At 69.9% G+C, this 24648-nt stretch carries 20 protein-coding genes; 14 read left to right on the top strand and 6 right to left on the bottom strand.

Annotated elements, in window-relative coordinates; genetic code table 11:
* Positions 1 to 5: 5 nt before the first annotated feature.
* Complete coding sequence (gene galE, locus I8920_RS02150) at positions 6 to 965, top strand: UDP-glucose 4-epimerase GalE (protein WP_198657555.1); 960 nt, start codon at positions 6 to 8, stop codon at positions 963 to 965.
* Positions 966 to 1096: 131 nt separating this feature from the next.
* On the opposite strand, the gene I8920_RS02155 is transcribed toward galE, so the two are convergent.
* The gene (locus I8920_RS02155) at positions 1097 to 2380 is read right to left on the bottom strand and encodes a hypothetical protein (RefSeq protein WP_198657556.1); all 1284 of its coding nucleotides are present in this window, start codon (positions 2378 to 2380) and stop codon (positions 1097 to 1099) included.
* A 60-nt stretch (positions 2381 to 2440) separates the two neighbouring features.
* Here I8920_RS02155 and I8920_RS02160 point away from each other — a divergent pair, with 60 nt between their 5' ends.
* From I8920_RS02160 to I8920_RS02180, 5 genes are all read left to right on the top strand, one after another.
* Positions 2441 to 3193 (top strand): WecB/TagA/CpsF family glycosyltransferase, encoded by a 753-nt coding sequence (locus tag I8920_RS02160; RefSeq protein WP_198657557.1) that lies wholly within the window; start codon positions 2441 to 2443, stop codon positions 3191 to 3193.
* Positions 3190 to 4278, top strand: a complete 1089-nt coding sequence (locus I8920_RS02165; protein WP_198657558.1) for a glycosyltransferase family 4 protein — start codon at positions 3190 to 3192, stop codon at positions 4276 to 4278. Before I8920_RS02160 ends, I8920_RS02165 begins: the two co-directional genes overlap by 4 nt.
* A gap of 86 nt (positions 4279 to 4364) precedes the next feature.
* On the top strand, positions 4365 to 5528 hold the full coding sequence (locus I8920_RS02170; RefSeq protein WP_198657559.1) for an O-antigen ligase family protein: 1164 nt from the start codon (positions 4365 to 4367) through the stop codon (positions 5526 to 5528).
* Positions 5525 to 6391 carry a glycosyltransferase family 2 protein gene (locus tag I8920_RS02175; RefSeq protein WP_198657560.1) on the top strand — a complete coding sequence of 289 codons (867 nt, stop codon included), beginning with the start codon at positions 5525 to 5527 and terminating at the stop codon, positions 6389 to 6391. Before I8920_RS02170 ends, I8920_RS02175 begins: the two co-directional genes overlap by 4 nt.
* Positions 6388 to 7479 carry an NAD-dependent epimerase/dehydratase family protein gene (locus I8920_RS02180; RefSeq protein WP_198657561.1) on the top strand — a complete coding sequence of 364 codons (1092 nt, stop codon included), beginning with the start codon at positions 6388 to 6390 and terminating at the stop codon, positions 7477 to 7479. The genes I8920_RS02175 and I8920_RS02180 overlap by 4 nt, the downstream gene beginning before the upstream one ends.
* A 204-nt stretch (positions 7480 to 7683) precedes the next feature.
* Here I8920_RS02180 and I8920_RS02185 read toward each other — a convergent pair whose 3' ends face one another.
* Both I8920_RS02185 and I8920_RS02190 read right to left on the bottom strand, forming a co-directional pair.
* Positions 7684 to 8109 carry a DUF3060 domain-containing protein gene (locus I8920_RS02185; RefSeq protein ID WP_198657562.1) on the bottom strand — a complete coding sequence of 142 codons (426 nt, stop codon included), beginning with the start codon at positions 8107 to 8109 and terminating at the stop codon, positions 7684 to 7686.
* Between the two features lie 110 nt (positions 8110 to 8219).
* Positions 8220 to 11378, bottom strand: coding sequence for an Ig-like domain-containing protein (locus tag I8920_RS02190; RefSeq protein WP_198657563.1), 3159 nt, complete (start codon positions 11376 to 11378; stop codon positions 8220 to 8222).
* Between the two features lie 274 nt (positions 11379 to 11652).
* Between I8920_RS02190 and I8920_RS16270 the strand changes: the two genes are divergently transcribed.
* The 6 genes from I8920_RS16270 to I8920_RS02215 all read left to right on the top strand — a co-directional run bounded on the left by I8920_RS16270 (position 11653) and on the right by I8920_RS02215 (position 17327).
* Complete coding sequence (locus I8920_RS16270) at positions 11653 to 11775, top strand: hypothetical protein (RefSeq protein WP_269802234.1); 123 nt, start codon at positions 11653 to 11655, stop codon at positions 11773 to 11775.
* A gap of 259 nt (positions 11776 to 12034) precedes the next feature.
* Positions 12035 to 13903, top strand: coding sequence for a molecular chaperone DnaK (gene dnaK / locus I8920_RS02195; protein ID WP_198657564.1), 1869 nt, complete (start codon positions 12035 to 12037; stop codon positions 13901 to 13903).
* 2 nt (positions 13904 to 13905) lie between these two features.
* A complete protein-coding gene (locus tag I8920_RS02200) occupies positions 13906 to 14565 on the top strand; it encodes a nucleotide exchange factor GrpE (protein WP_198657565.1) in 660 nt (219 codons plus the stop codon).
* Positions 14566 to 14606: 41 nt separating this feature from the next.
* The gene (locus I8920_RS02205) at positions 14607 to 15611 is read left to right on the top strand and encodes a DnaJ C-terminal domain-containing protein (protein WP_198657566.1); all 1005 of its coding nucleotides are present in this window, start codon (positions 14607 to 14609) and stop codon (positions 15609 to 15611) included.
* A gap of 125 nt (positions 15612 to 15736) precedes the next feature.
* Complete coding sequence (locus I8920_RS02210) at positions 15737 to 16147, top strand: heat shock protein transcriptional repressor HspR (RefSeq protein WP_111039442.1); 411 nt, start codon at positions 15737 to 15739, stop codon at positions 16145 to 16147.
* A gap of 34 nt (positions 16148 to 16181) precedes the next feature.
* Positions 16182 to 17327, top strand: coding sequence for a class I SAM-dependent methyltransferase (locus I8920_RS02215; protein ID WP_198657567.1), 1146 nt, complete (start codon positions 16182 to 16184; stop codon positions 17325 to 17327).
* Here the strand turns inward: I8920_RS02215 and I8920_RS02220 are convergent.
* From I8920_RS02220 to I8920_RS02230, 3 genes are all read right to left on the bottom strand, one after another.
* Positions 17299 to 18675: a hypothetical protein gene (locus I8920_RS02220; RefSeq protein ID WP_198657568.1), complete on the bottom strand. Its 1377-nt coding sequence runs from the start codon at positions 18673 to 18675 to the stop codon at positions 17299 to 17301. The two genes, I8920_RS02215 and I8920_RS02220, sit on opposite strands and share 29 nt — an antisense overlap.
* Positions 18676 to 18777: 102 nt before the next feature.
* Complete coding sequence (locus I8920_RS02225; protein ID WP_198657569.1) at positions 18778 to 19608, bottom strand: aldo/keto reductase; 831 nt, start codon at positions 19606 to 19608, stop codon at positions 18778 to 18780.
* A gap of 67 nt (positions 19609 to 19675) precedes the next feature.
* On the bottom strand, positions 19676 to 20095 hold the full coding sequence (locus I8920_RS02230; RefSeq protein ID WP_198657570.1) for a pilus assembly protein CpaE: 420 nt from the start codon (positions 20093 to 20095) through the stop codon (positions 19676 to 19678).
* A gap of 237 nt (positions 20096 to 20332) precedes the next feature.
* Here I8920_RS02230 and I8920_RS02235 point away from each other — a divergent pair, with 237 nt between their 5' ends.
* Together I8920_RS02235 and I8920_RS02240 are read left to right on the top strand one after the other, a co-directional pair.
* Positions 20333 to 23017: a glycoside hydrolase family 2 protein gene (locus I8920_RS02235; RefSeq protein ID WP_198657571.1), complete on the top strand. Its 2685-nt coding sequence runs from the start codon at positions 20333 to 20335 to the stop codon at positions 23015 to 23017.
* A gap of 205 nt (positions 23018 to 23222) precedes the next feature.
* Positions 23223 to 24605 (top strand): sugar transferase, encoded by a 1383-nt coding sequence (locus I8920_RS02240; RefSeq protein WP_198657572.1) that lies wholly within the window; start codon positions 23223 to 23225, stop codon positions 24603 to 24605.
* Positions 24606 to 24648 lie beyond the last annotated feature (43 nt).

The following is a 24648-nucleotide window of genomic DNA, read 5'->3' on the forward strand; positions in this document are numbered from 1 at the left end:
TGCACATGTCCATCCTCGTCACCGGTGGTGCTGGGTACATCGGCTCCCACGTCGCGCGACTCCTCGAAGAACGAGGCGAGGCAGTCGTCGTAATCGACGACTTCTCGAGCGGTTTCCGGTCGCGGGTGAGTGGCCAGGTCGTGGAGCTGGATCTCGGGGCGGCGGATGCCACCGCTCGGCTCATCGACGTGATGCAGGAGCACGGAGTGTCCGCCGTCGTCCACCTCGCGGCCCTCAAGGACGTCGCAGAGTCGGTCGCTGAACCGGAGCGTTACTACCGCGTCAACGTCGGCGGACTCGGACACCTGCTCGAAGCGATGCGGTCGGCTGGGGTCCATCAGATCGTCTTCTCGTCGTCGGCTGCCGTGTACGGTGCTGTCCAGGACGTGGTGGTCACCGAGCGGACTCCCTGCTCCCCGATCAACCCGTACGGCCAGACGAAGCTGATCGGCGAGTGGATGCTCGGCGCTGCGGGCGACGCATGGGGGCTGCGGGCGATCTCGTTGCGCTACTTCAACGTCGCGGGCGCCGGTTGGGACGACCTCGCGGACACGGCTGCCACCAACCTCATCCCGATCGTGGTGGCCCGGACCCGTCGCGGCGAGCCCGCGGTCGTCTTCGGCGATCACCACGACACGCCTGACGGTACCTGCGTCCGCGACTACATCCACGTCGCGGACCTCGCACGAGCGCACCTCGCCGCAGTCGACACCCTCCGCTGCGACGATGGATTCGTCGGACCGGTCAACATCGGGACCGGCACGGGGGCCTCTGTCCGCGAGGTCGTGACCGAGGTGAGCGAAGCGCTCGGGGTGCCGACCAGGATCCGGATCGACGACGCTCGCGCTGGTGACCCTGCCGCTGTCGTCGCGGACCCGTCCGTCGCTGCTGAGCGACTCGGATGGCACGCTCGTCACGGGCTCGACGCGATCGTCCGGTCGGCACTCGGCGTCGTGCGAGCCTGACCAGCGGCGGACGACGCTCCTGCTCCGTCCGAGGTGGACGCTGATCGGCGTCACTCCTTCTGCGTCGTCGAGCTGTACCCCGCCGAGCAACCCCGACCGCGCGCCCCGGCTACGGGTGCCGTCGACCGTCGTCAGAGTCGCCGCGACACCGGTGCCCAGCGGAGCGCAGCATGGAGTGCCGGGAGCACGAGCCACGGTGCGGTCGCCGCGACCAGTCGTAGCGGGACCGCGACGTCCGACGGGACTGCGACGAGGATGGTCAGCGAACACGCGAGCGTGATGACACGCAGGGCCGTGAGCTCGGCATTGGACCGGCGGTAGCGCTGGAACGTCGAGAACACGGTGCTGGTCCAGAGCGCCGACGCCAGCAGGCACGCGACGACGCTGTACGGTGCGGCATCCGAGAGCACGGCGACGTGGACGGTGTCGGTGACGAGCGGTTCGACCGCCGTCGCCGTCCAGCCCCAGAGCAGTCCGGCCGTGACGGCGCTCGCCGCGATCACGACGGGGAACGTGAGCGACCGCAGCCGCACGCGGAACGTCCCGGCAACCGGGGTGGTGGCGGACCGTGGCCCACGCGACCGTTCGCCGAGCGCGCGGCTCCGCAGCGACCGGATGATGATCGGGGAGAGTCCTGTCTGGAGCATCTGGAGCGGTCCCGCGACGAGGGTGGCGCAGCTCCGGAACGCGCCGGCCGCGGCCAGTGACGTCGAGGCCCCCAGCACGATCACCACGGCGCTCATCGTCGTACCGAGCAGCACTCCGTCGATTGCGAGGAACGGGATGTCCCGGCGGTACTCGACGAGGAACGTCGCGACGCTCCAAGAACCCGTCGGACGCCCCAGCAGTGCGAGCGCAGCGGCGCCGACGCCGTACGCGACGAACATGGCCAGGGGGAGCGCGGCCGCCGCATCCACTCCGGGCAGCGTCCCGACGGCGCACAACCCGGCGAGGACCACCATGACCACGGCATCGACCGTGAGGACACGGCCGTAGCGGAGGCTCGACATCTCGACGGATCGCGTCGTGTCGTAGAGGGAGTACGCGACGAGCGCCGCGGCGAGTGAGAACCCGGACGCGGCGGTGCCGACACCGGCGCCGACGATCGCGATCGCGACGGAGGCCGGTCCGACCGCGACGACCGTGAGCAGTACTGCGGCGCGTCTTGCTGCTCGGGCTCGTTCCGGGTCGCCCGAGAGGTAGATGACCACGGGGAGGGCCCCGAAGCCACGAACGAACCCGGCCCCCACGAAGAAGACGGAGAGGAGGACCGCGAGACGGCCCCACCCCTCTGGGGAGAGGTAGGTGCTTCCGACAAGGGTGACGCCGATCTGGCCGAGGCTCAGCAATGCCTGTGCGGCGATGGGCAGCGCGAGCCGGCTGTACCGGTTCAACCGCACCCCTGGATTCAGCATGTCATGTGTTAGTATATCAGCACGAGGGGCGGTGGGTGTCCCCGAACTGAGAGGCTCGTCATGCAGACATTCCGCGACTACGAACGAACTGCCATCGCCGGCGTCCCGATCATCGCTGCGACCCGCGACGAGGCGATCGAGCAGATCATCACCGTTGCTCAGGGAGGTGGTGCCGGGGACGTCCACCTGGCGAACTCGTACGTCATCTCCCTCACGGCGCAGGACGAGGACTACCACCGCCTGATCGCCTCCGGGGCTGCCGTCTACCCGGACGGCAAGCCCCTCACCTGGGTCTCCCGAGTGCTTCCGGGTCGGAAGCTCTCGCAGGTCAGGGGTCCGTCGCTCTTCCCGGACACCATGGACCGCGGTCGGATCCGCGGCGTTCGTCACTTCCTGCTCGGCAACACCGACGAGGTGCTGCTCTCGCTCAAGGCGGAACTCGAGCGGCGGTACCCCGGCGTCTCCATCGTCGGTACACACCGCTCGTACTTCCGGCCGCTGACCGACGCTGAGCTCGCTGCTCAGGACGCCGACATCATCGCTGCCGACCCGGACATCGTCTGGGTCGGGCTCGGTACGCCGCTGCAGGACGTCGAGACGCGGCGGATCGCCGAGGACCTCGGCAAGGTCGCCATCGGCGTCGGCGTGGCGTTCGACTTCATCGCAGGCACGAAGCCGGTGGCCCCGGAGTGGATGACCCGGGTCGGACTGGAATGGGTCTTCCGGCTCGCGAGCGAACCACGCCGGCTCTGGAAGCGGTACCTCATCGGTAACGTCGTGTTCCTCCGAGCTGCCCTCCGGTCGCGTCGATGACCGGCGGACGCGTCGCCGTCGTCAGTCAGGTCCCTCCGCCCGTGCACGGCCAGACCGTGATGACGCGCCGCTTCCTTGACACGCTCGAGCGTCTCGGGCGACCGGTGCGACTCATCGACCGGCGGTTCAGCGCGACGGTCGCCGAGATCGGTGTGGCCTCGCCGCGCAAGATCGTCGCGGTCGTCGGACTGCTCGCCCGCGTCGTGTGGACGAGCATCTGGTTCCGTCCCGACACGGTGGTGGTGTTCGTGACCACCCGGAGCGGCTCGTTCCTGGTCGACTGGGCCGTCCTCGAGGTGCTCCGGCTCTTCCGGCGTCCCGTGGTCCTCTACGTGCATTCGGTGGGCTTCGAGGAGCTGCGCCGACGAGGGCGCGCGTGGGCCTGGTGTGTCGACCGGGTCCTCAGTGCGAGCGGAGGGATCGTCACCCTCGGCCCGTCCCTGCTCGCTGACCTGTCGACTCGCCCTGCGCTGTGCATCGCCAACACCCCGGGCCCCGTGCCTCCCGTGGAGGCGTCTGCCGAGCCGAGCAGTGTCCTGTTCCTGTCGAACCTCATCCCCGGCAAAGGCGCTGCGGACTTCGCGCGGATCGCGGGGGTGCTCCTCGGGCGCAGCGGGACCGAGCACTGGCAGTTCACGCTGGCCGGGTCGCCGGCGGATGCGACGGTCGTCGCTGCTGTCCAGCGCGAACTGGCGACCGCGGGCATCACGGGTCGAGTGGCGGTGGTGGGCGCGCTCGACGCGGCGGAGAAGTGGGCGGTGCTGGCAGGATCCACGTGCCTGGCCTTCACCTCCTCACTCGAGGAGGCTCAGCCGCTGACGATCGTCGAGGCCTTCGCGAGCGGTACGCCCGTGGTCGCGTACCGCGTGGGCGGCGTGCCGGACCTGGTCGAGCACGGCGTCAACGGACTCCTCGTCGATGCCGGAGACGAGGCCGCGTTCGCCGACGCCGTCGAGAGCTTGATCGAAGACCGAGCGCTCCGCGGACGCCTCTCCGTCGGCGCCACACGAACGTTCTCGGCACGTCTGTCCGAGCAGGCGTACACCGATGCCTGGCGGGACGTCCTCGACGAGTGCACGCGATGAGCGGACACTCCGTACCGGTCGCGCCGAGTCGTCGGAGGATCCGAGGACACCGCTGGCGAACGCCCGTCCTGCCCTGGCTCACCTGGGTGGCCGTGACGACGGCGATCGTCATCGACACGAGCGGTCGCATCGCGATCGGGCCGGCGAGCCTCTCGGCGCTCACGTCGCTCGCGATCACCGCTGTGATCATCGCGCTGGCTCCGCTCGTCGTCGGGGCAGGCCTCGCGGCGGTCCCGCTTCCCTTGCTCCTGTTCTGGGCGTTCGTCGTCGTCCGACTCGTCCTGTCCCCGAACCCCGACGGACTGCAGAACATGGCCGTCCTCACCATGTTCACCTTCGGTATCGCGTTCTCGGCGCGGTCGGCGACGATGGAGATCGCCGGCGCGACACTACGAGCCTTCGCTGGCGTGGGTGTCCTGATCGCTGTCGTGTTCGCCATCGGCACGCTCTCGGGTGCAGACGTCTACATGACGCGTGCTTTCGCTCTCACCGCTCTCGTCCTGCTGTCGGCCGCGGTGGCCCTGCCGCCGACCGATCTCATGTCCCGGACCGCTCCGTTCGTCATCGTCGGTGCCGTCGTCCTCAGCCTTTCGCGGACGGCCTCTGCGATCAGCATCCTCATGTTGGTGGGACTCGTCGTCCGGCTCCGCCGCGGGCACCGACTCGTGCTCGCCTGCGGCGCCGTGACCGGCGTCGCACTCATGACGGGGGTCCTCATGCTGTCGTTCGAGCCGTTGCGGAACCGCTTCCTCGTCGGTGACAACGCGGTCGAGGTCGGTGGTCTGGCGATCAACACGTCCGGCCGCTCGGCGCTCTGGGAAGCAGTCGGCGAGAGCGCGAAGCAGGCACCCTTCCTCGGACACGGTCCTGGATCGGCCGTGGTCTTCGTGACGGAGCGGTTCGGTGCGATCACGCAACCGCACAACGAGTACCTCCGAGTCCTGCACGACGAGGGGCTCGTCGGGATGGTCCTCTTCGCCCTGGGCTGCCTGCTCGTGCTCATCCGCATCGTCGAGCGCATCGCCCGGACCGACCAGCCCATCCACTGGGCGGCGCTCTTCGCGATGTCGGCCACGCTCGCCGCAGCGGCCACCGACAACGTCCTCGTCTACCCGTTCGTCCTGCTCCCCGCATCGGTGCTCATCGGCCTGTCGCTCGGTCTGCCGCGCGACCGCCACCCGAGGGTCTCGAGTGCACGCGCAGCCGAGCACCGGGCAGGAACGCGCGGACTCACCGGAGTGACGCGATGAGCTACCGTCCTGACGTCGCAGCAGTGATGAGCGCGCACAACGCCGTCGGCACGATCATCCCTGCGGTGCAGTCACTCCTCGATCAGACCGAGGTCTCCCTCGAGGTCGTGGTCTTCGACGACGGATCGACCGACGGGACCGATGTCGCGCTGCGATCCGTCGCCGATCCGAGGCTCCGGGTCATCCGTTCGCCGCAGAACCTGGGTCGATCGGTCGGACGCGACCGCGCCATCCGAGCCGCGACGGCCGACGTGGTCGCGATCGCGGACGCTGACGATGTCTCGCTGGCCGGCCGGCTCGCGGCTCACGTCCGGCAGTTGCGACGCAGCCCCGACGCCGTCGGGACCTTCGGCCGGCTCGTCGAGCGGCGCGGCTCGCGGTCGATCCTCTCGGATCGGTTCCCGAGCGCGACGGCGTCCGTCGACGCCATGTTCGCGCGGGGGCAGATGCCGGTCGCGCACCCAGCGTGCGCGTTCCGACGCGCCTGGTACTTCGGGACAGGCGGGTACGACCCGGACATCCGCTGGTGCGAGGACTACGACCTGTTCGCCCGCGGATGGTTCCCGGGCGCCTTCGTCCCTGACCCCACGCCCCTGGTGGCGTACGCGTCCCCCGGTGCCGTATGGCCTTGGCGCTACTGGTGGGAGAACGAGCGGCACCGGCGGGCCATCACCGCGCGTGTCCGTTCTGGCGCGACGTCCGACGCCAGGACGTCCTCCATCGCACCGTACCTCCGTGCTGCCAGCACCCCTCCTCGTCATGCGGCCGAGGTGCTCCGTTACGTGGCGATCTCAGCCCGCGACGCCGCCCGCGAGCGTCGACGAATCCAGCGATCCATCGAAGAAGAAAGCCGAAAGCGATGAACACCAACAAGACCGTCCTGATCACCGGCGGCGCCGGCTTCATCGGGTGTGCACTCTCCCAGGAGCTCGCGAGCTCGGCAGCCCGCTGGGTGGTCGTCGACTCGCTCCACCCGCAAGTGCATCCCGATCGAGTCCGACCGGAGGGTCTCCATGCATCAGCAGAGCTCGTGACGGGCGACATCACAGAGAGCGCGACCTGGGACGGGGTACTCGCGCATGTCCGCCCCGACATCGTGATCCACCTCGCCGCTGAGACAGGAACCGCGCAATCGCTCGACGAGGCCTCACGACACGCGGCGGTGAACGTCGTCGGAACGACGCGCATGCTCGACGCCTTCGGCCGACACGGCATCGTGCCCGATCGAATCCTCCTCAGCAGTAGTCGTGCCGTGTACGGCGAAGGGCGCTGGCTGTCGGCAGCAGGCGACGTCCGATATCCCGGCCAGCGCTCTCACGCGCAGCTCGAGCGCGCGGCGTGGGACTTCGAGGGACTGACGCCCGTCCCAGCGCGCGCTGCCGACAACGTCCCGGTCCCGACGAGCGTCTACGGATCGACCAAGTTGTCGCAGGAGCAGATCCTCGCGGCGTGGGTCGGCGCACGCGACACTGCTCTGACCATCCTGCGGCTGCAGAACGTCTACGGACCCGGTCAGTCGCTCACCAACAGCTACACCGGGATCGTCTCGTTGTTCTCGCAGCTCGCCCGTGCCGGTCAGAGCATCCCGATCTACGAGGACGGAGAGATCACGCGCGACTTCGTGTTCATCGACGACGTCGCCGCCGCCTTCGTCGCGACTCTCAGGACCGCTCGCTCGATCGGGACCGCAACGTTCGACGTCGGCTCCGGCGCCCCGTCCACGATCAACGAACTCGCCCGGGCGATCGCGCAGTACCATGCGGCCCCCGAGCCGCACATCACCGGAGCATTCCGCGACGGAGACGTCCGGTTCGCAGCATGCGATGTCGCGCCGACCTCGGCTGCGCTCAATTGGCAGCCGCGGTGGGGGCTGGACGCCGGGATCGCGCGTCTTCAGGAGTGGATCGATGCGCAGCTCGCTTCGCCGGCGGAGATGCTCGTGGCCGGTTGAGGTTCCTGCGCGGGAAGCCCCGGTCGCTCCGTTCGGAGCGGTCGGGGCTTCCCGCTGTCCGGAGCCTCGTAGGGCCGGTGCGCTGGCGCACAGCCGGAGCCCTCGCGAGCCGAGGCCGCTCCGGGCAGCATGACGGTGCCCCGGCTGCTCTGTCCGAGCGGCCGGGGCACCGAGTAGGGTCCGAGATCAGGTGAGCATGCGGCGCTACCCCGCAGTGACCTCGTTCTGCTCGCCCTTGTCGTCGACCGCGGGGGTGTTCCCCGCCTTGACCACGTTGCCGTTCGAGCCGGCGGGGATCGTCACCGAACCGATCGACTTCGCGTGCACCGAGTTGATGGCTCCTGCGATCGAAACGTGTTGAACCGCTCCGGTGACGGTCACGAGCGAGTTCGACGCGGTGATCTCGAGGTTCTCGCAATCGCCCTGGACGGTCAGCTCAGCACTGTCGTCGGTGACCTTCGCGGTGCCGTTCTTGCAGGTGACGTCCTTCTTCACCACGGGGGCTGCGGTCGACGTCGCCGACGGGCTGGAACTGGGCTTCGCATCGTCCGTCTTGGCCGCTGAGCAGCCTGCGAGCGTGGCGACGGCGAGAGCTGCTGCGGCGAGGGCGGTCGGCTTGATGAGCTGCATTGAGCAAGTCCTACCGTGAGTAGCTTGTGTTTAGAATATCACATGCAGTAAGTTAGCAAAAGGGCCCGGGCCGCTCTTGCGGCCCGGGCCCGGTGTCTCGCCTGAGGCGCTCAGCTCACGCTGAACGAGAACGGCGCGGTCGTGTCCGAACCGGGCAGCGTCTGCAGGACGGTGCCGGTGTAGCGGCCGGTCGGCAGCGTCACGGTCGACCTCAGCGACCAGGTACCGTCGTCGTTCACGGTCCCCGTCGCCAGGGTGGTGCCGCCGGAGCCCTTGATGGTCAGGGGCGCCTTCGGGGTGCCCTTCCCGGAGAAGACCGGCGTGCCGTCGGTCAGAGCCGCTCCGATGGCGGGACTCTCCAGGGTCACCGCGGTGAACACGATGCGGAACTGGAACGGAGCCGTGGTGATCCGACCGCCAGCATCCTGCCGGACGGTTCCCGAGTAGGAGCCCGCTCCGAGAGCGATCGTGGAGGTGAGGTCGAAGCCACCGTCGCTCCGCACCTTGCCGGAAGCGAGACGGGTGCCGGACGCCCCGGTGATGGTGATGTCGGCGTCCGCGGTCCCCTTGCCGGTGAAGACCGGCTTCGGGGTGCTGATCTGCGCACCCTGCGCAGGAGCGGTCAGGGAGACGGGGACCATGGGCGCGACGATGGTGAAGCGGAAGTCAGCCGTGGTGGTCTTGCCGTTGACGGTCTGCCATGCCTTGCCGGCGTAGCCGCCGCGTGCGAGGGCGACGTCGGAAGTGGCTTCCCAGTCGCCGTTGTCATCCACCTCTGCGGTCGCGAGGAGGGTGCCGTAGGTTCCCTTGACCTGTACGGTCGCGCCCGGCTGGCCCTTCCCCGTGAACACGGGCTTGGTGTCCTCGATCTCGGCACCGATCGCCGGGGTCTCCAGCGTCACCGGGGTGGTCGACTGTGCGACCGTGAAGCGGAAGTCCGCCGTGGTGGTCTTGCCGTTGACGGTCTGCCACGCCTTGCCGACGTAGTTGCCGTCCGCGAGGGTCACGTCGGACGTTGCTTCCCAGGTGCCGTCCCGCTGCACGATCGCGGTTGCGAGGACGGTCCCGAACGTGCCCTTGACCTGCACGGTCGCACCCACGGTGCCGCGGCCCGAGAAGACCGGCTTCGCCGTGTCGACGTTCGCGCCGATCGCAGGAGCAGTCAGCGTCACCGGGGTGGTCGACTGTGCGACCGTGAAGCGGAAGTCCGCCGTGGTGGTCTTGCCGTTGACGGTCTGCCACGCCTTGCCGACGTAGTTGCCGTCCGCGAGGGTCACGTCGGACGTTGCTTCCCAGGTGCCGTCCCGCTGCACGATCGCGGTTGCGAGGACGGTCCCGAACGTGCCCTTGACCTGCACGGTCGCACCCACGGTGCCGCGGCCCGAGAAGACCGGCTTCGCCGTGTCGACGTTCGCGCCGATCGCAGGAGCAGTCAGCGTCACCGGGACCATCGCCGCGACCACGAAGTTGATCGGAGCGGTGGACTTCTCGCCGACGAGGGGAGTCTGGGTCGCGGTCAGGGCGTAGCTGCCGTCAACCAGGTCGAAGCCCGCTGGGACGCTCCACGTGCCGTCCTTGACGGTGGTCGTTGCGACGACCCTGCCGGTCGAACCCTTGATCTCGATCGTTGCGCCCTCGTCGCCCGTGCCGGAGAAGACCGGCCGCTTCGTGTCGACCGTCGACCCATTGGCCGGGGTCGTCACGACGAGGTCAGCCGGGGACGGTGCCTCGGAGCGCTCAACGGTCGTCGCCGTGGTGCTCGTCGTGTTGAAGGAACCCTCGACAGCCGTGCCGACGAGGTTCGTGCGCATCGACGACGCGCCCTGTTCCGCGTCCGCCGGGGTCTCGACGTCGATGCTCCAGCGGAGCAGGGACGCGTCCGGCAGCGTCCAGGTGCTGCCGGACGGCTTGAACGTGTAGGTGTAGGTCTTGCCGTCCATCGACAGGTCACCATCGGTGAGGGTCGCGGAACGGTTCGCCCAGTCCTCGCCCGGGAGCTTGTAGGCGCCCTCGAGCGTGTTCTGTCCCTCGGCGAAGGTGGTGCCCTCGGGCGCGGTGAAGGTCACCTGCGCGTCCGGACGGGACACCTGACCCTTCGTCTCGAACTGTGCCTGCACCTTCGTGCGCTCACCACGCTCGAGCGTCACGGCGGGGCCGTCCTGGCCGATGATCGCGGCGTCGTTGATCGTCACGACGATGGGCTTGGTGTCGATGACCTCGTCGCCGATCTTCTGCTCGACCACCAGCGGGTTCTCGCCGTTCTCGAGGCCGCCGACCTCGAGGCTCCACGAGCCGTCCTCCGCGACCTCGGTGGACTCGTCGCCGATCGTGATCGTCGCGCCCGGGGTGGCGGTACCGCCGATGAGCGCGGTGCCAGCGGCGTGGTCCACGGACTCGACCTCGGCTGCCAGGTCACGCTGGGCGACCCCGAGGTTGGTGGTCGTCTTGCCCGTAGCGCGGAAGTCACCCTTCGAGCTGTCACCGGCGAACACGAAGCCCATCTGGCCGGAACCGGCAGCAGCGTCGTCGTTCGCGGTGACGTTGAGCATGTACCGGTACTGCTCCGGTGCACCGTGGTTCTCGGTCCACTTCGCGTCGAACGTGATCGTCTTGTCATTGTTCGACAGCCGGCCGTTGGTCAGCGGCATCGACGTGACGGGGCTCCACGTCGTTCCCCCCACCGGGCGCCAGCTCGTGTCGATGCGGGTCTGTCCGTCGAACGTGGTGCCCTCTGGCGCGGTCAGCGTGACGGTGCCGTCCCAGTTCGAACGCGCCTCGTTGTTCTGCACGACCATGGGGACCTGCTTCGACTCGCCGCGTGCGAGGTCGATCGGGCCCTGGTCGACGCCGACGACGGTGCCGCCCTCGACGATCGTTGCGCTTACGGTCTTGTTGTCCAGCTCGACGTTGTTGATTTTCTGGATCGCCTTGAGGTCATTGGCGCCGACTTTGAGGCCGGTGGCCGTGATCGACCACGTGCCGTCGGTGGTGCTTGCCTTGACGGACTGCGACCCGATCGACACGTCCGCGCCCTTGGTGGCGGTGCCGGACACGACTGCGGTCCTCGCGATGTTGTTCACCTTCGACACCGAGGCTGTCAATGCCGCGCGGTCTTGCGACGTCAACTCTGACAAAAGGTGCTTGACCTCGTACCCGGCGAATGGCTGCGCGATCTGCCATGTGCCGTTTTCGGTGATGATTAGCGCGGTGCCGTTGAGCGGCTCAACTGACGCCCACAGCCGGTTGTTGTGCCAGAAGAAGTCTTGCATGCCTGAGCCAGTGCAGGAACGCCAGGCGGGATTGAATGAATGAGACACGCCCGTCAAGCACAGGTCAGAGCCGTTCGGATTCAGGGCCCGGATCGGCCCAGTTGCACCGACGGTCGGGAACGAGAACTCTGTGCCAAAATCGCGCGACTCCTGCAAAGAAATATCGACACGAGTCCGCACTGCCCCGTCGACGAGAGCCGCTGCAGAGTAGAAGGTATTGCCCCAAGGGTCTTTGTCCCACTGGATGAATTTGCCGTAGAGGCGCGCCTCCTGCGTGCCGATAGCGGACGCGGCCGAGGCGGCGGTGGGACCGAAGGACAACCCCGAGATGATCGTGGCGGCGGCCAGTCCGGCCGCGCCCAAGGACTTGAAGGCCGTCGAGGCCCTCTTCTTGTGAGACATGTGCATCTTTCAGGACAAGCCGCGCGACGGCGACTGTGCGGGAGGGAAGCACGCGCGCGACGACTAGCATCGCGGCATGTGTATCCAGAATATCATGTGAAATACATAGAGCGACGCAAGGTCGCTCGCTGGGAGTTGAGTGGGATCGACGCAACTTCCGTCTTCCTGAGTTGACTCCGCGACGGTGCTGAGTAGAGTTGAGTCCATCGGACGCAAGTCCAAGGACTTACCCCTAGCAAGAGGAGCATCACCACATGGGACGTGCAGTAGGCATCGACCTCGGAACCACCAACTCGGTCGTCAGCGTGCTCGAGGGCGGTGAGCCCACCGTCATCGCGAACGCCGAGGGCATGCGCACCACGCCGTCGATCGTGGCGTTCACGAAGGACGGCGAGGTGCTCGTCGGCGAGACCGCCAAGCGCCAGGCCGTGACGAACGTCGACCGCACCATCGCGTCGGTCAAGCGTCACGTCGGCACCGACTGGACCACCGAGATCGACGGCAAGAAGTACACGCCGCAGGAGATCTCGGCCCGTACCCTCGGCAAGCTCAAGCGCGACGCCGAGCAGTACCTCGGCGAGGACGTCACCGACGCGGTCATCACCGTGCCGGCGTACTTCAACGACGCCGAGCGCCAGGCCACGAAGGACGCCGGTGAGATCGCCGGCCTCAACGTCCTGCGCATCATCAACGAGCCGACCGCGGCCGCGCTGGCCTACGGCCTCGACAAGGGCAAGGAAGACGAGCTCATCCTGGTCTTCGACCTCGGTGGCGGCACGTTCGACGTCTCCCTGCTCGAGGTGGGCAAGGACGACGACTTCTCGACGATCCAGGTCCGCGCAACCTCCGGCGACAACCGCCTCGGCGGCGACGACTGGGACCAGCGCATCGTCGACCACCTGGTCAAGAAGTTCAAGGACGAGCACGGCGTCGACCTGTCCACGGACAAGATCGCCAAGCAGCGCCTGAAGGAAGCGGCTGAGCAGGCCAAGAAGGAGCTCTCGTCGCAGATGTCGGCGAACATCCAGCTCCCGTACCTGACGCTCACCGCGGACGGCCCGCTCAACCTCGACGAGACCATCTCGCGCGCCCAGTTCGAGCAGATGACCTCGGACCTGCTCGACCGCACGAAGAAGCCCTTCAACGACGTCATCAAGGAAGCCGGTGTCTCGGTCAACGAGATCGCGCACGTGGTGCTCGTCGGTGGCTCGACCCGCATGCCCGCCGTGGCCGAGGTCGTCAAGTCGCTCACCGGCGGCAAGTCCCCGAACCAGGGCGTCAACCCGGACGAGGTCGTCGCCGTCGGTGCTGCGCTGCAGGCCGGCGTGCTGAAGGGCGAGCGCAAGGACGTCCTGCTCATCGACGTCACGCCGCTGTCGCTCGGCATCGAGACCAAGGGCGGCCTGATGACCAAGCTCATCGACCGCAACACCGCGATCCCGACCAAGCGGAGCGAGACCTTCACGACCGCCGACGACAACCAGCCGTCGGTCGCGATCCAGGTCTTCCAGGGTGAGCGTGAGTTCACCCGCGACAACAAGCCGCTCGGCACCTTCGAGCTCACCGGCATCGCGCCGGCTCCCCGTGGCGTGCCGCAGGTCGAGGTCACGTTCGACATCGACGCCAACGGCATCGTGCACGTGTCCGCGAAGGACAAGGGCACCGGCAAGGAGCAGTCGATGGTCATCTCCGGCGGCTCGTCGCTGCCCAAGGAGGACATCGAGCGCATGGTCCGCGAGGCCGAGGAGCACGCCGCCGAGGACAAGGCCCGTCGCGAGGCCAACGAGCGTCGCAACCAGGCCGAACAGCTCGTCTACTCGATCGAGAAGCTCATCAAGGAGAACGACGAGAAGCTCCCCGCGGACGTCAAGTCCGAGGTGCAGGCCGACGTCGACGCGCTCAAGTCCGCACTCGCGGGCGAGGACGACGACGCTGTGAAGACCGCGTTCGACAAGCTCAACGAGTCGCAGGGCAAGCTCGGCCAGGCCATCTACAGTCAGCAGGACGCGGGCGCCGCGGCCGGTGGCGAGCAGCCCACCGCTGACGGCCAGGCCCAGGCGGACGACGAGGACATCGTCGACGCCGAGGTCGTGGACGACGAGGACGACAAGGACAAGAAGTAACGATGACGGATCCCAAGGACAACGTGCCCGAGGAGGGCGAGCCCCAGGTCGAGGGCGACGCCACCAACGCGCAGGAGCCCGAGGACCTCATCGAGGCGGAGGGGCCCGACGTCGAAGTGCCGACGGACGGCCCCGCCGCCGGGGGCCCGGCTGCGGACGCGGCCAACGACCTCTCCCCGGAGGACGAAGCCCTGCTCGCCGACGCCGCCCGGGGCATCGCCGAGGACAAGCTGAGCACCGAGGACCGCGACCTGATCGCTGAGATGCGTGCGGACATGCTCCGTGCGCAGGCCGAGCTGGTGAACTTCCGGAAGCGCGTCGAGCGTGACCGCGAGGCCAACCGCGAGGTCGCCATCGCCGAGGTCGTCCGGGCACTGCTCCCGGCGCTCGACGACCTCACCCGTGCCGAGGCCCACGGTGACCTCGCCGAGGGGCCGATGCAGGTCATCGGCCAGAAGATCCGCGGGGGCTTCGAGAAGTTCAAGCTCGTGCAGATCGGCGAGAAGGGCGAGGCGTTCGACCCGAACGTGCACGAGGCGATCGTCCAGCTCCCCACCCCGGGTGCCACCGGACAGACCGTCGCGGACGTCGTCGAGCCGGGCTACAAGCTCGGCGAGCGCGTCCTCCGCGCGGCCAAGGTCGCGGTGGCGGTCCCGGCCTGAGCCGGGGCACCGTGGCGATGACAGAAGGAGGCAGGTGATCCATGGCCAGTCAGGATTGGTTCGACAAGGACTTCTACAAGGTCCTCGGCGTGTCCAAGGACGCCTCCGACGCCGAGCTGAAGAAGACCTACCGGAAGCTCGCACGGCAGTTCCACCCGGACTCCAACCCGGGTGACGCTGCCGCCGAGAGCCGCTTCAAGGAGATCAGCGAGGCGTACTCGGTGCTGTCCGACAAGGAGCAGCGCCAGGAGTACGACCAGGTCCGCGCCATGGGGTCGGGCGCCCGCTTCACCGCGGGTGGCCCGGGCCAGGGCGGCGGCTTCGAGGACGTCTTCGGCGGCATGTTCGGCCAGCAGGGCGGCGGACAGCGCGTCCGCTTCGGCCAGGGCGGCGCCGGTGGAGCCGGTGGGTTCGAGGACATCCTCGGCGGGATGTTCGGCGGCGGAGGTGCCTTCGGGCAGTCCTCCGGCGGGTACCGCGGCTTCGGCGGACCGACGAAGGGTCGCGACGTCACGGCGTCGACCACGCTCGACTTCGGCACCGCGATCGCCGGCGACACCGTCAAGCTGTCGCAGGGCAACGGTCGGCCGGTCAACGTCCGCATCCCCGCGGGGGTCGCAGACGGGCAGAAGATCCGGTTGCGTGGTCGAGGGGAGCCTTCTCCCGACGGCGGCGAGGCCGGTGACCTGGTGGTCCAGGTGTCGGTCCGCAAACACCCGGTGTTCGAGCGCGACGGGCTGAACCTGCGTGTGGACGTCCCGGTGACCTTCACCGAAGCGGCGCTCGGTGCGACGATCGAGGTGCCGACGCTCGGTGGCTCGCCCGTGAAGCTCAAGGTCGCTCCCGGCACGCCGTCGGGTCGCGTCCTGCGCGTCAAGGGCCGTGGCGTCACGACCAAGAACGGCACGGGTGACCTGCTCGCGACCGTCCAGGTCGCGGTGCCGTCCCACCTGTCGGACAAGCAGCGCGAGGCCGTCGAGGCGCTCGCGGCCGCTCTGCCCGACGAGAACCCTCGCGAGGACCTCCTCGCGAAGGCGCGTGACTAGCGTCACGCCAGCACAGCAGTAGACCCGTTTGGAGGAGCGGTGCGGCTCCGTCAGGAAGCCGCACCGTTCCTCCAGACTGGTTCCAGGACCCCGCGGACGACGGAAAGGAACGCGCCATGACCGACATGGACGAGAACTCGCCCGTCTTCGCGATCGCGGTGGCGGCGGAGCTCGCCGAGATGCACCCGCAGACGCTGCGCCAGTACGACCGGCTCGGCCTGGTCGTGCCGGGGCGGACCCGTGGAGGGTCCCGCCGCTACTCCATGCGCGACGTCGTGCAGCTGCGCGAGATCGCGCGGCTCGGCTCCGAGGGGGTGTCGCTGGAGGGGATCCGGCGCGTGCTCGACCTGGAGAACGAGAACAGGGCGCTGCGCGACCGGGTGCGCGAACTCGAGTCCGCGTTGGCGGACCAGCTCATCAACCGGCCGGGTGCGCGGGTGTTCGCTGCCACCGCGAGCGGTGCGGCCATCTCGCTCAAGGCGGGGTCGCGGCCGCAGCGGAACACGCAGATCGTCCTGTACCGCGGGCCGCGCTGACCGGGATCTGCGCGGGCATCGGTACGCTGACGCGGTGCCAGACTTCGCCGACCTCTTCCGCCGCCGCGACGACTCCGCCCCGGACCTCATCGCGATCGACGGCACCGACCGGTTCCTCATCGACGAGGCGCCGCACGTGCACGGCGACGCACTCCGGCAGCCCGGCGAGGTCGCGGTCGTCGACGATCGTCACGGTGTCCTGACCCTCGGACTCATCACCCAGCACGGGGCGAAGGACGTCCGGGTGGTGCAGGACTCCCTGGTGGGGCAGCGGGCACTCGAGGCGAACGCCGGCACGTTCGGCATCCGCGGGTTCCGGCACCCAGCATCGTTCGAGGACGCCTTCCGGGACGTCCGGCTCGTGGTGCTCCGCCTGTCGAAGTCGCACGACCGGCTGGACGAGATCGCCCGGGCCGTCGCGCGGTTCGCGGCGCCCGACGTCGTGCTGCTGTGCGGCGGGAACGTGAAGTACATGCACGTGTCGCAGAACGACGTGCTGCGGCGGTCGTTCGGCGAGGTCACCGCGTCACGGGGGCGCGGGAAGTCCCGCCTGCTCATCGCGCAGGACCCGCTGCGTGCGCAGGCGGACCGCGCGGCGACGACCGCGCCGTGGCCGCGGGCGGTGCACGTGGACGAGCTCGGCATGACGATCGTCGCGCACGGCGGCGTGTTCGCCGGGACCTCGCTCGACCAGGGCACGCGGGTGCTGCTCGAGGCGATGGACGACGCGGTCCCGACGGCGCGGACCGTCGTGGACCTGGGGTCCGGCAACGGCGTCGTCGCCGCTGCCGTGGCGCTCCGGCGTCCGAGCGTGCAGGTGATCGCGACCGACGTCTCGCGGATCGCGGTCGAGTCGACCCGGGCCACGGCCGACGCCAACGGCGTGGGCGACCGGGTGACGGTGGTGCGGGCCGACGCCGGCGACGAGCTCGCCTCCGGATCGGCCCAGCTGGTGCTCTGCAACCCGCCGTTCCACGCGGACACCACGGTGACCACCGACGCGGCCGAGGCGATGTTCCGGAACGCGGCCACGATCCTCCAGGCCGGCGGTGAACTGTGGTGCGTCTGGAACTCGCACCTGCGCTACCGGCCGGTGCTCGAGCGTCTGGTCGGGCCGACGCGGCAGGTGCTGCGGACGGAGAAGTTCACGGTCACGGCGTCGGTCGCCACCGGGCGGTGACCTCGAGCACGTGCGCGTCGTAGTGCACGGCGAGGGCGTGCACGGCCGCACTGGCGAGGTCGGGGTCGCCGATGTCGATCGCCTCGTCGAGCAGCGTGAGCACGTCGTCCACGGCCCACTGCCGGAGCGGTGGGGCCTCGTCGAACACGAACGCGAGCCGACTGATGGCCAGACGCATGTTGCCGGCGATCCAGGGGTTCGGAGTGTGCCGACTCAGGGTGCGGGACAGCTCGACCATGCCGACGGCGAAGGCGTAGTCGCGGGTCCGCGCGTACTGCCGCACCGTGGCGACGACCCGGTGCAGTTCGGTTCGACCGTCGGCGGAGAGCGTCGGGACGGCTGCCCGCGCGCACATCTCGGTGAGGGTGGTGGCGAGCTGCAGGGAGTCGATCCAGTGCTGCACGCCGGGGTCCGCGATCCGGACGGCGTCAGGGTCGTCCGGTGACCGGTCGACCAGCCCCATGAGCTCGAGTCGACGGAACGTCGGCGCCAGGGTGCGCGCCGACGTGCGGAGGCGTGCGGCGACGTCCGGCATCGGGTGGGTCCGTCCACGCTCGAGGGTGCCGTCGCGCACCATCGCGAGCAGGTCCCACCACAGCTCGTCCGGTTGCCACGCGGCCCAGGTCGGCACGTCGGCCGACGCCGACGTCACGGTGCGGAGGTCTGCGGGGGTGGAACCGAGGCTCGACGCGACGGCAGTCAGCTGCTCGTCCCACACCCGGGCGAGGACGTGGGCGGCGCGTTCTGCCGTCCGGGGCGACGGGTACCGCAGCGCCCGGTCGGACGCCGCGGCCCAGTCCTCGACCGCGGTGGTCCGGAACGGGACGGAGGGACTCGCGCCGAAGCGGACGCGTTCGAGGGCGCCGCGGGCCAGCCCGGTGAGCGCGGCGTTGGGGGAGCGGTCGATCCAGAACCGCAGCGACGCCCAGAACGCGGGGTCGAGATCGGGGGTGCGCAACGCGGCTGCTCGGCGCAGGGCACCGAACACGGCGTCGTGCGCAGCGGCGTCGGAGGGCGTCGGTGCCGCTGCCGACGCCGGTGTCGCTGCCGTCCGTGCGGATCGCAGCACACCCTCCATCAGACCGACGAGCAGGTGGCCGTTGTCGTTCCACGCCGGCACCGACAGCGTGCCGAAGCGGACGGTGCCGTCGGTGACGACCGTCACGAGTCCGACGTCGGTGAGTCGCTCGAGCACCGCGTGCAGCACCACCGGATCGAGCCCGAAGCGCCCGGAGAGCACGAGCTCGTCGTGGTCGACGTCCCGCTCGAGCGATCCGTCGCGGGCGGCGCCGAGGACGGTCCGGTAGGCGTCGTCGAACCTCTGCGCCCGGTCGGTCTCCGTGGACATCGCCACCCCCTCGTCGTGCAGCGTATCCGGCGCCGTCGCGACAGGCGCGACGCGACAGGAGCCGCCCGCGGTGCGGACGGCTCCTGTCGGGAAGGGGGCTGATCAGGCCGGGACGTAGTCGAACGTGTCGGGGTCCGGGCCGGTGCGGTGGCCCTTGTCGAGCGAGGTGATCGCCGTCACGTCGTCGTCGGAGAGCTCGAAGTCGAAGATCGCGAAGTTCTCCTCGACGCGGGCACGGGTGACCGACTTCGGGAACACGATGTCGCCACGCTGGATGTGCCAGCGGAGCACGACCTGCGCGGGGCTCTTGCCGACCGACGCCGCGATCCGGGTGATGGTCTCGTCGTCGAGCACGAGGCCCTGCGCGATCGGCGACCAGGCCTCGGTCGCGATGCCGAGCTCGCGGTTCACGGCGCGGAGCTCGTCCTGCACCAGGTACGGGTGCACCTCGATCTGGTTGACCGACGGCGGCACGTCGGTCTCGGCGCGCAGGCGGTGCAGGTGGTGCGCCTGGAAGTTCGAGACACCGATCGAGCGGGCGGTGCCGGCGTGGTACAGCTCCTCGAGGGCCTTCCAGGTCGGCACGAAGTCCGACACGGTGGGCAGCGGCCAGTGGATGAGGAACAGGTCGGTGTAGCCGCCGAGCAGGTCGGCCGACTTCTTGCCGTTCTCCAGCGCCGCCTCGGGGGCGTGGAAGCCGTTGTTGAGCTTCGAGGTGACGAAGATCTCGGAACGGTCGATGCCGGACTCGGCGATCGCCTCGCCGACCTCCTTCTCGTTGCCGTACATCTCAGCGGTGTCGATGTGGCGGTAGCCGACCTCGAGCGCGGCCAGGGTCGCGGCCTTCGTCTCGGAGGGGTCGATCTGGAAGACGCCGAAGCCGAGCTGCGGGATGGTCTTGCCGTCGTTCAGGGTGATGTTCGGAACGGTCATGACCCCATGCAACCAAACGGCGTGCAGCGGGCATTCCAGGAACGCCCAGGAGCCGTGGCCGGGCGTGTCAGTCGAGCGCGGCGCGGATGTACGCCTGCAGCGCCTGCCCGTACGCGACCGCGGGGTCCTCCGACGCGAAGCTCCGGTCGACCCCACCGATCGTCGCGGTGACGGTGTGCACGACGCGGTCGCCGAGCTGCACGCGGGTGAGCCCGACGAACGACCGCCCGAGCAGCTCCCGCAGCTGGTCCTCGCGCGGGAGCCAGAGCGACTCGTCGGCCGTGACCGAGTCGAGCGCCCACTCGGTCGTGCCGTTGAAGCCGAGGATCGTGCCCGTGGGGGAGTCGTGCCGCTCGACGGTCATCTCGGACACCGTGTAGACGTCGCCGTCGGCCTCGGGCTTGTCGATCACGAACCGGTCGCCGGTCTCGGGGTGCCAGCGCAGGCCGGCGTCGCGGAGTGCTCGGGCGAGTTCGACGGTGATCACGTCCCCACCCTGCCGCACGCCGCCGACCGTGTCACCACGGAGGGTGCTGATGGCATCGGCGTACTAGCATCGCTGAGCACCCTCCGCGCGAGCGCAACCCGTCCGCGCGCGCGACGCGACGACGCCCGGGCAACCGGTGCCGCGCCTCCAGGCCGACCGATCGGCCACGGGGCGGGCCGCCGGCCGGCGTCCCGACCGAGGTGGACGGACATCCCGTGCACCCAGAGAAGGACCCGCATGACCCTCGACCGTGAGGAACTCCGCGACGGCTGGACCGTGACCCTGGCCGGAGGGACCGGCGCGCCGGACGGTGTCGCGGGTCGCGCCATCCCGGCGTCCGTGCCGGGACAGGTGCACACCGACCTGGAGCGCGAGGGGCTGCTGCCCGACCCGACCTTCCACCTGAACGAGCAGGCGGCGGGGTGGGTCGGCCGCGCCGACTGGGCGTACCGACGCACGGTGGACGTCGATCCGCGCGGGCACGAGCGCGTCGACCTGGTGTGCGACGGCCTGGACACCGTGGCCGAGCTGAGCCTGGACGGGGTGGTCGTCGGCACCACCCGGAACATGCACCGGCGCTACCGGTTCGACGCACGGGTGCAGTCCGGAGCGTCCGGCCCGGGCTCGAAGGACCTGGAGATCCTGTTCGAGTCGCCGTACCGCGAGGCCGGACGGGTGGCGGCGAAGGCCGGCAGCATGCCCGGTCCGTACGACGAACCGTTCCCGTACGTGCGCAAGATGGCCGCGAACTTCGGCTGGGACTGGGGACTCACGGCCGTGACCAGCGGCCCGTGGCGTCCCGTCGCGATCGAGCGGTGGTCCACGGCGAGGCTGCGCGAGGTGCGCCCGCTGGTGGACGTCGAGGCGGGCGAGGGCGTGCTCGACACGCACATCACCGTCGAGCGCTCCGGCCCGTCACGCTTCGGCGAGAACACCGCCGACCTGGACCAGGACGGCGAGGACGACGACCTGGTGCTCGTCGTCACCGTCAGCGGCACGACGGAGGACGGCGGCGCCACCCGGCAGCGGTCGCGGGCACAGCTGACCCCCAAGGACGACGAGACGGTCGTGACGGTGCGCGTGCCGGACGCTCGACGCTGGTGGCCGCGTGGGTACGGCGACCAAGCCCAGTACGACGTGGTCGTCGAGCTGCAGACCGTCGACGGCGAGGTGCTGGACCGCGACACCTTCCGCACCGGTTTCCGCTCGACGCGCATCGACACCCAGGCAGACCGCGTCGGCCGCCCGTTCGGCATCCACGTCAACGGGACCCTGATCGACGTCCGTGGCGTGAACTGGATCCCGGACGACGTGATCGTCTCGCGCGTGGACCGGTCGCGGCTCGAGTCCCGGCTGCGGGCGGCGGCGTCGCTCGGCACGAACCTGGTGCGCGTGTGGGGCGGCGGCGTGTACGAGTCGCGCGACTTCTACGAGGTCTGCGACGAACTCGGGTTGCTCGTCTGGCAGGACTTCCCCTTCGCCTGCTCGGCCTACCCGGAGGTCGAACCGATCCGCAGCGAGGTCATCGCCGAGGCGCGCGACAACGTCGCCCGGCTCGCGCGGCACCCGTCCCTGGTGGTCTGGAACGGCAACAACGAGAACATCTGGCTGCACGACGCCGACGGCTGGGGGTCGTCCCTGGGTGACCGCGGCTGGGGCCTCGACTACTACCTCGACCTGCTGCCCACGATCGTCGACGCCGTCGATCCCTCGCGCTTCTACACCGTGGCCTCGCCGTGGTCCGGCGACGAGTCGCTCCCCGCGAACGACGTCGACCACGAGACCCACCACTCGTGGGACCCCTGGAACCGGCTGCCGGACACGGCGTACCGCGAGTCCGTGCCGCGGTTCGTGTCCGAGTTCGGCTGGCAGGCGCCGCCCGCGTGGCGGACGCTGCGCGAGGGCGTCGCCGACGACGTGCTGCGGGTCGACTCGCCCGGCGTCCTGCACCACCAGAAGGCCGCCGACGGCATGGCGAAGCTCGCCCGCGGGATCGAGCCGCGGTTCGGCACGGTCGACCCCGCCTCGTTCGACCGGTGGCACTACCTGACCCAGCTGCAGCAGGCCCGCGCCGTCGCGACGGGCGTCGAGCACTGGCGCACGCACTGGCCGCGGAACACCGGTGTCGTGATGTGGCAGCTCAACGACCTGTGGCCGGTGTCGTCGTGGTCGGCGATCGACTCGGCCGGGCGGCTGAAGCCGCTCGCGCACGAGCTGCGCCGCCTGTACGACGACGTACTGCTGACCATCCGTCCGGTGTCCGACGTCGCCGCGGACGTCACCGCAGCCGGCGCTCGGACTGGAGGCCCGGATCGCCCTGACCACGCGGCCGACGGCAGCGAGACGGCCGAGCTGGGCACGCTCGCGGACACGCTGTCGTTCGGGGTCTCGCCCGGCGCCTTCGGCGCCTCGCCGGTGGAGATCGCCGTGCGGTCGTCGCGCAGCGGTCAGGACAGCGTCGTGCGGGTGCGCCGCGTGACCACGGCGGGCGCGATCCTGGCCGAGGTGTCGCTGCCGGTCCGGTCCGAACGCGCCGGCGTGGTCGTCGTGGCGTTGCCGGAGTCGGTCGGCGTCGTCGACGACCCCACGAACGAGCTGATCGTCGCCGACATGGACTGGCACCGCGCCGTCTGGACGCCGGGGCCCGACCACTCGATGCGGTGGGCGCCGGCTCAGTACCGCACCACCTTCACGCCGTTCGACGGTGGTCTCGACCTGATCGTCGAGGCCGACTCGCTCGTGCGCGACCTGCTGGTGCAGCCGGACCGGGTGTCGCCGACGGGAGCGGTGGACCGTGGGTTCATGACGCTGCTGCCGGGCGAGCGGGTGGTGTTCCGGATCACCGGGGTCGCCGAGACGGACGTGCCGGCGTTGCGGTCGGAGCCGGTGCTGTGGAGTCTGGACCGCGTGCTCGCCCGTTGATGTCCAGAACATCACGGTGATATATTTGGTGGTGCGCCGCTCGCTGTCGTGACCCGAACGACTCCGGCGTCCGGACGACCCCTCGTCGATCCGGTCGACAGGAGGTCCCACGTTGTCGCTCGCGATCCGTCCACGAACCACGCCCACCCTCGGGGCGCAGCGCCCGGACGGACCCGCGCACGCTCGTCCTGGCCTCGCTCCCACGGTGGCGGCGCTCGACCTGGCCCTGCTGCTGGTCGCGTTCGCCGTGGCGCACGTCGTGCGCTTCCCCGGGGAACTGCCGTCGGTGCGTCCCCGGGTCGGCTGGATGGAGTTCGCCACCGCACCGGCGATCGTCCTGGTCTGGATGGTGCTGCTCGCGGCGTTCCGCACGCGTGACCCCCGCATCGTCGGCACCGGCGGGGACGAGTACCGCCGGCTCGTCACCGCGAGCCTCGTCGCGGTGGCCGGGGTGGCGGTCGTCGCCTACGTCGCGCAGATCGACCTGGCGCGCGGGTACGTCGCCATCGCGTTCCCGCTCGGCCTGGTGCTCCTGTCGCTCGGTCGCAAGGCGGTCCGCACCGCGCTGGCGCGCACCAGGGCCAGGGGTGGGCGCCTGCAGGACGTCCTGATCGTCGGGGACTCCGAGGACGTCCGGTACGTCGGCCGCCGCATCGCCGCCACGCCCAGCGCCGGCTACCGGGTCCACGCGGTGGTCACCGACTGCGAACCGATCGGCACCGTGGTGGACCTGGGGGCGGCGTCGGCGCCGGTGGTCGGCGGCATCGACGACGTGCTCGGCCGGGCGAGGGCCGAGGGGGTGTCGGCGGTCGTCGTCGCCGGCGCGGTCCGTGGCGGGCACGAGCGTCTGCGGCGGCTCGGATGGCAGCTCGAGGAGCACGGCGTCGAGCTCGTGGTCTCCTCGCCCCTGGCCGACGTCGCTGCCGGCCGCGTGCACGAGCGCCCCGTCGACGGCCTGCCGCTGATGCACGTCGAGACCCCGGACTACCGGCGCCGCACGGGCAAGCGCGCCCTGGACCTGGTCGGGGCGGCCCTCGGGCTGCTGGCACTCGCCCCGGTGCTGGCGGTCATCGCCCTGGTGATCCGGCTGGACGACGGCGGTCCCGTGTTCTTCCGACAGGTGCGGGTCGGCCGCGGGGGCGAGGAGTTCTCGATCGTCAAGTTCCGCACCATGTGCGTCGACGCCGAGGCGCGGGTGACCGCCCTGCGGGTGGCGAACGACGGGGCCGGTCCGCTCTTCAAGATGAAGGACGACCCCCGCGTCACCCGGGTCGGGGCGTTCCTGCGCCGGACCTCGCTCGACGAGCTCCCGCAACTGTGGAACGTGCTGACCGGGTCGATGAGCCTGGTCGGACCGCGTCCGGCGCTGCCGTGCGAGGTCGCCCTGTACGAGGACTTCGCCGACCGTCGCCTGTTGGTCACCCCCGGGATCACGGGCCTGTGGCAGGTGAGTGGTCGGTCCGACCTCGACTGGGCCGAGGGTGTGCGGCTCGACCTGCACTACGTCGAGAACTGGTCGTTCGTGCACGATCTGGTGATCCTCGCCCGGACGGTGCCGTCGGTCCTCCGGTCGCGCGGGGCCTACTGACGCGCTTGCCTGGGCGAACGGTGTCCGTTCCCGGGCCGACCTG

It is taken from the genome of Curtobacterium sp. YC1, from assembly GCF_016267665.1.
Classification (GTDB): Bacteria; Actinomycetota; Actinomycetes; order Actinomycetales; family Microbacteriaceae; genus Curtobacterium.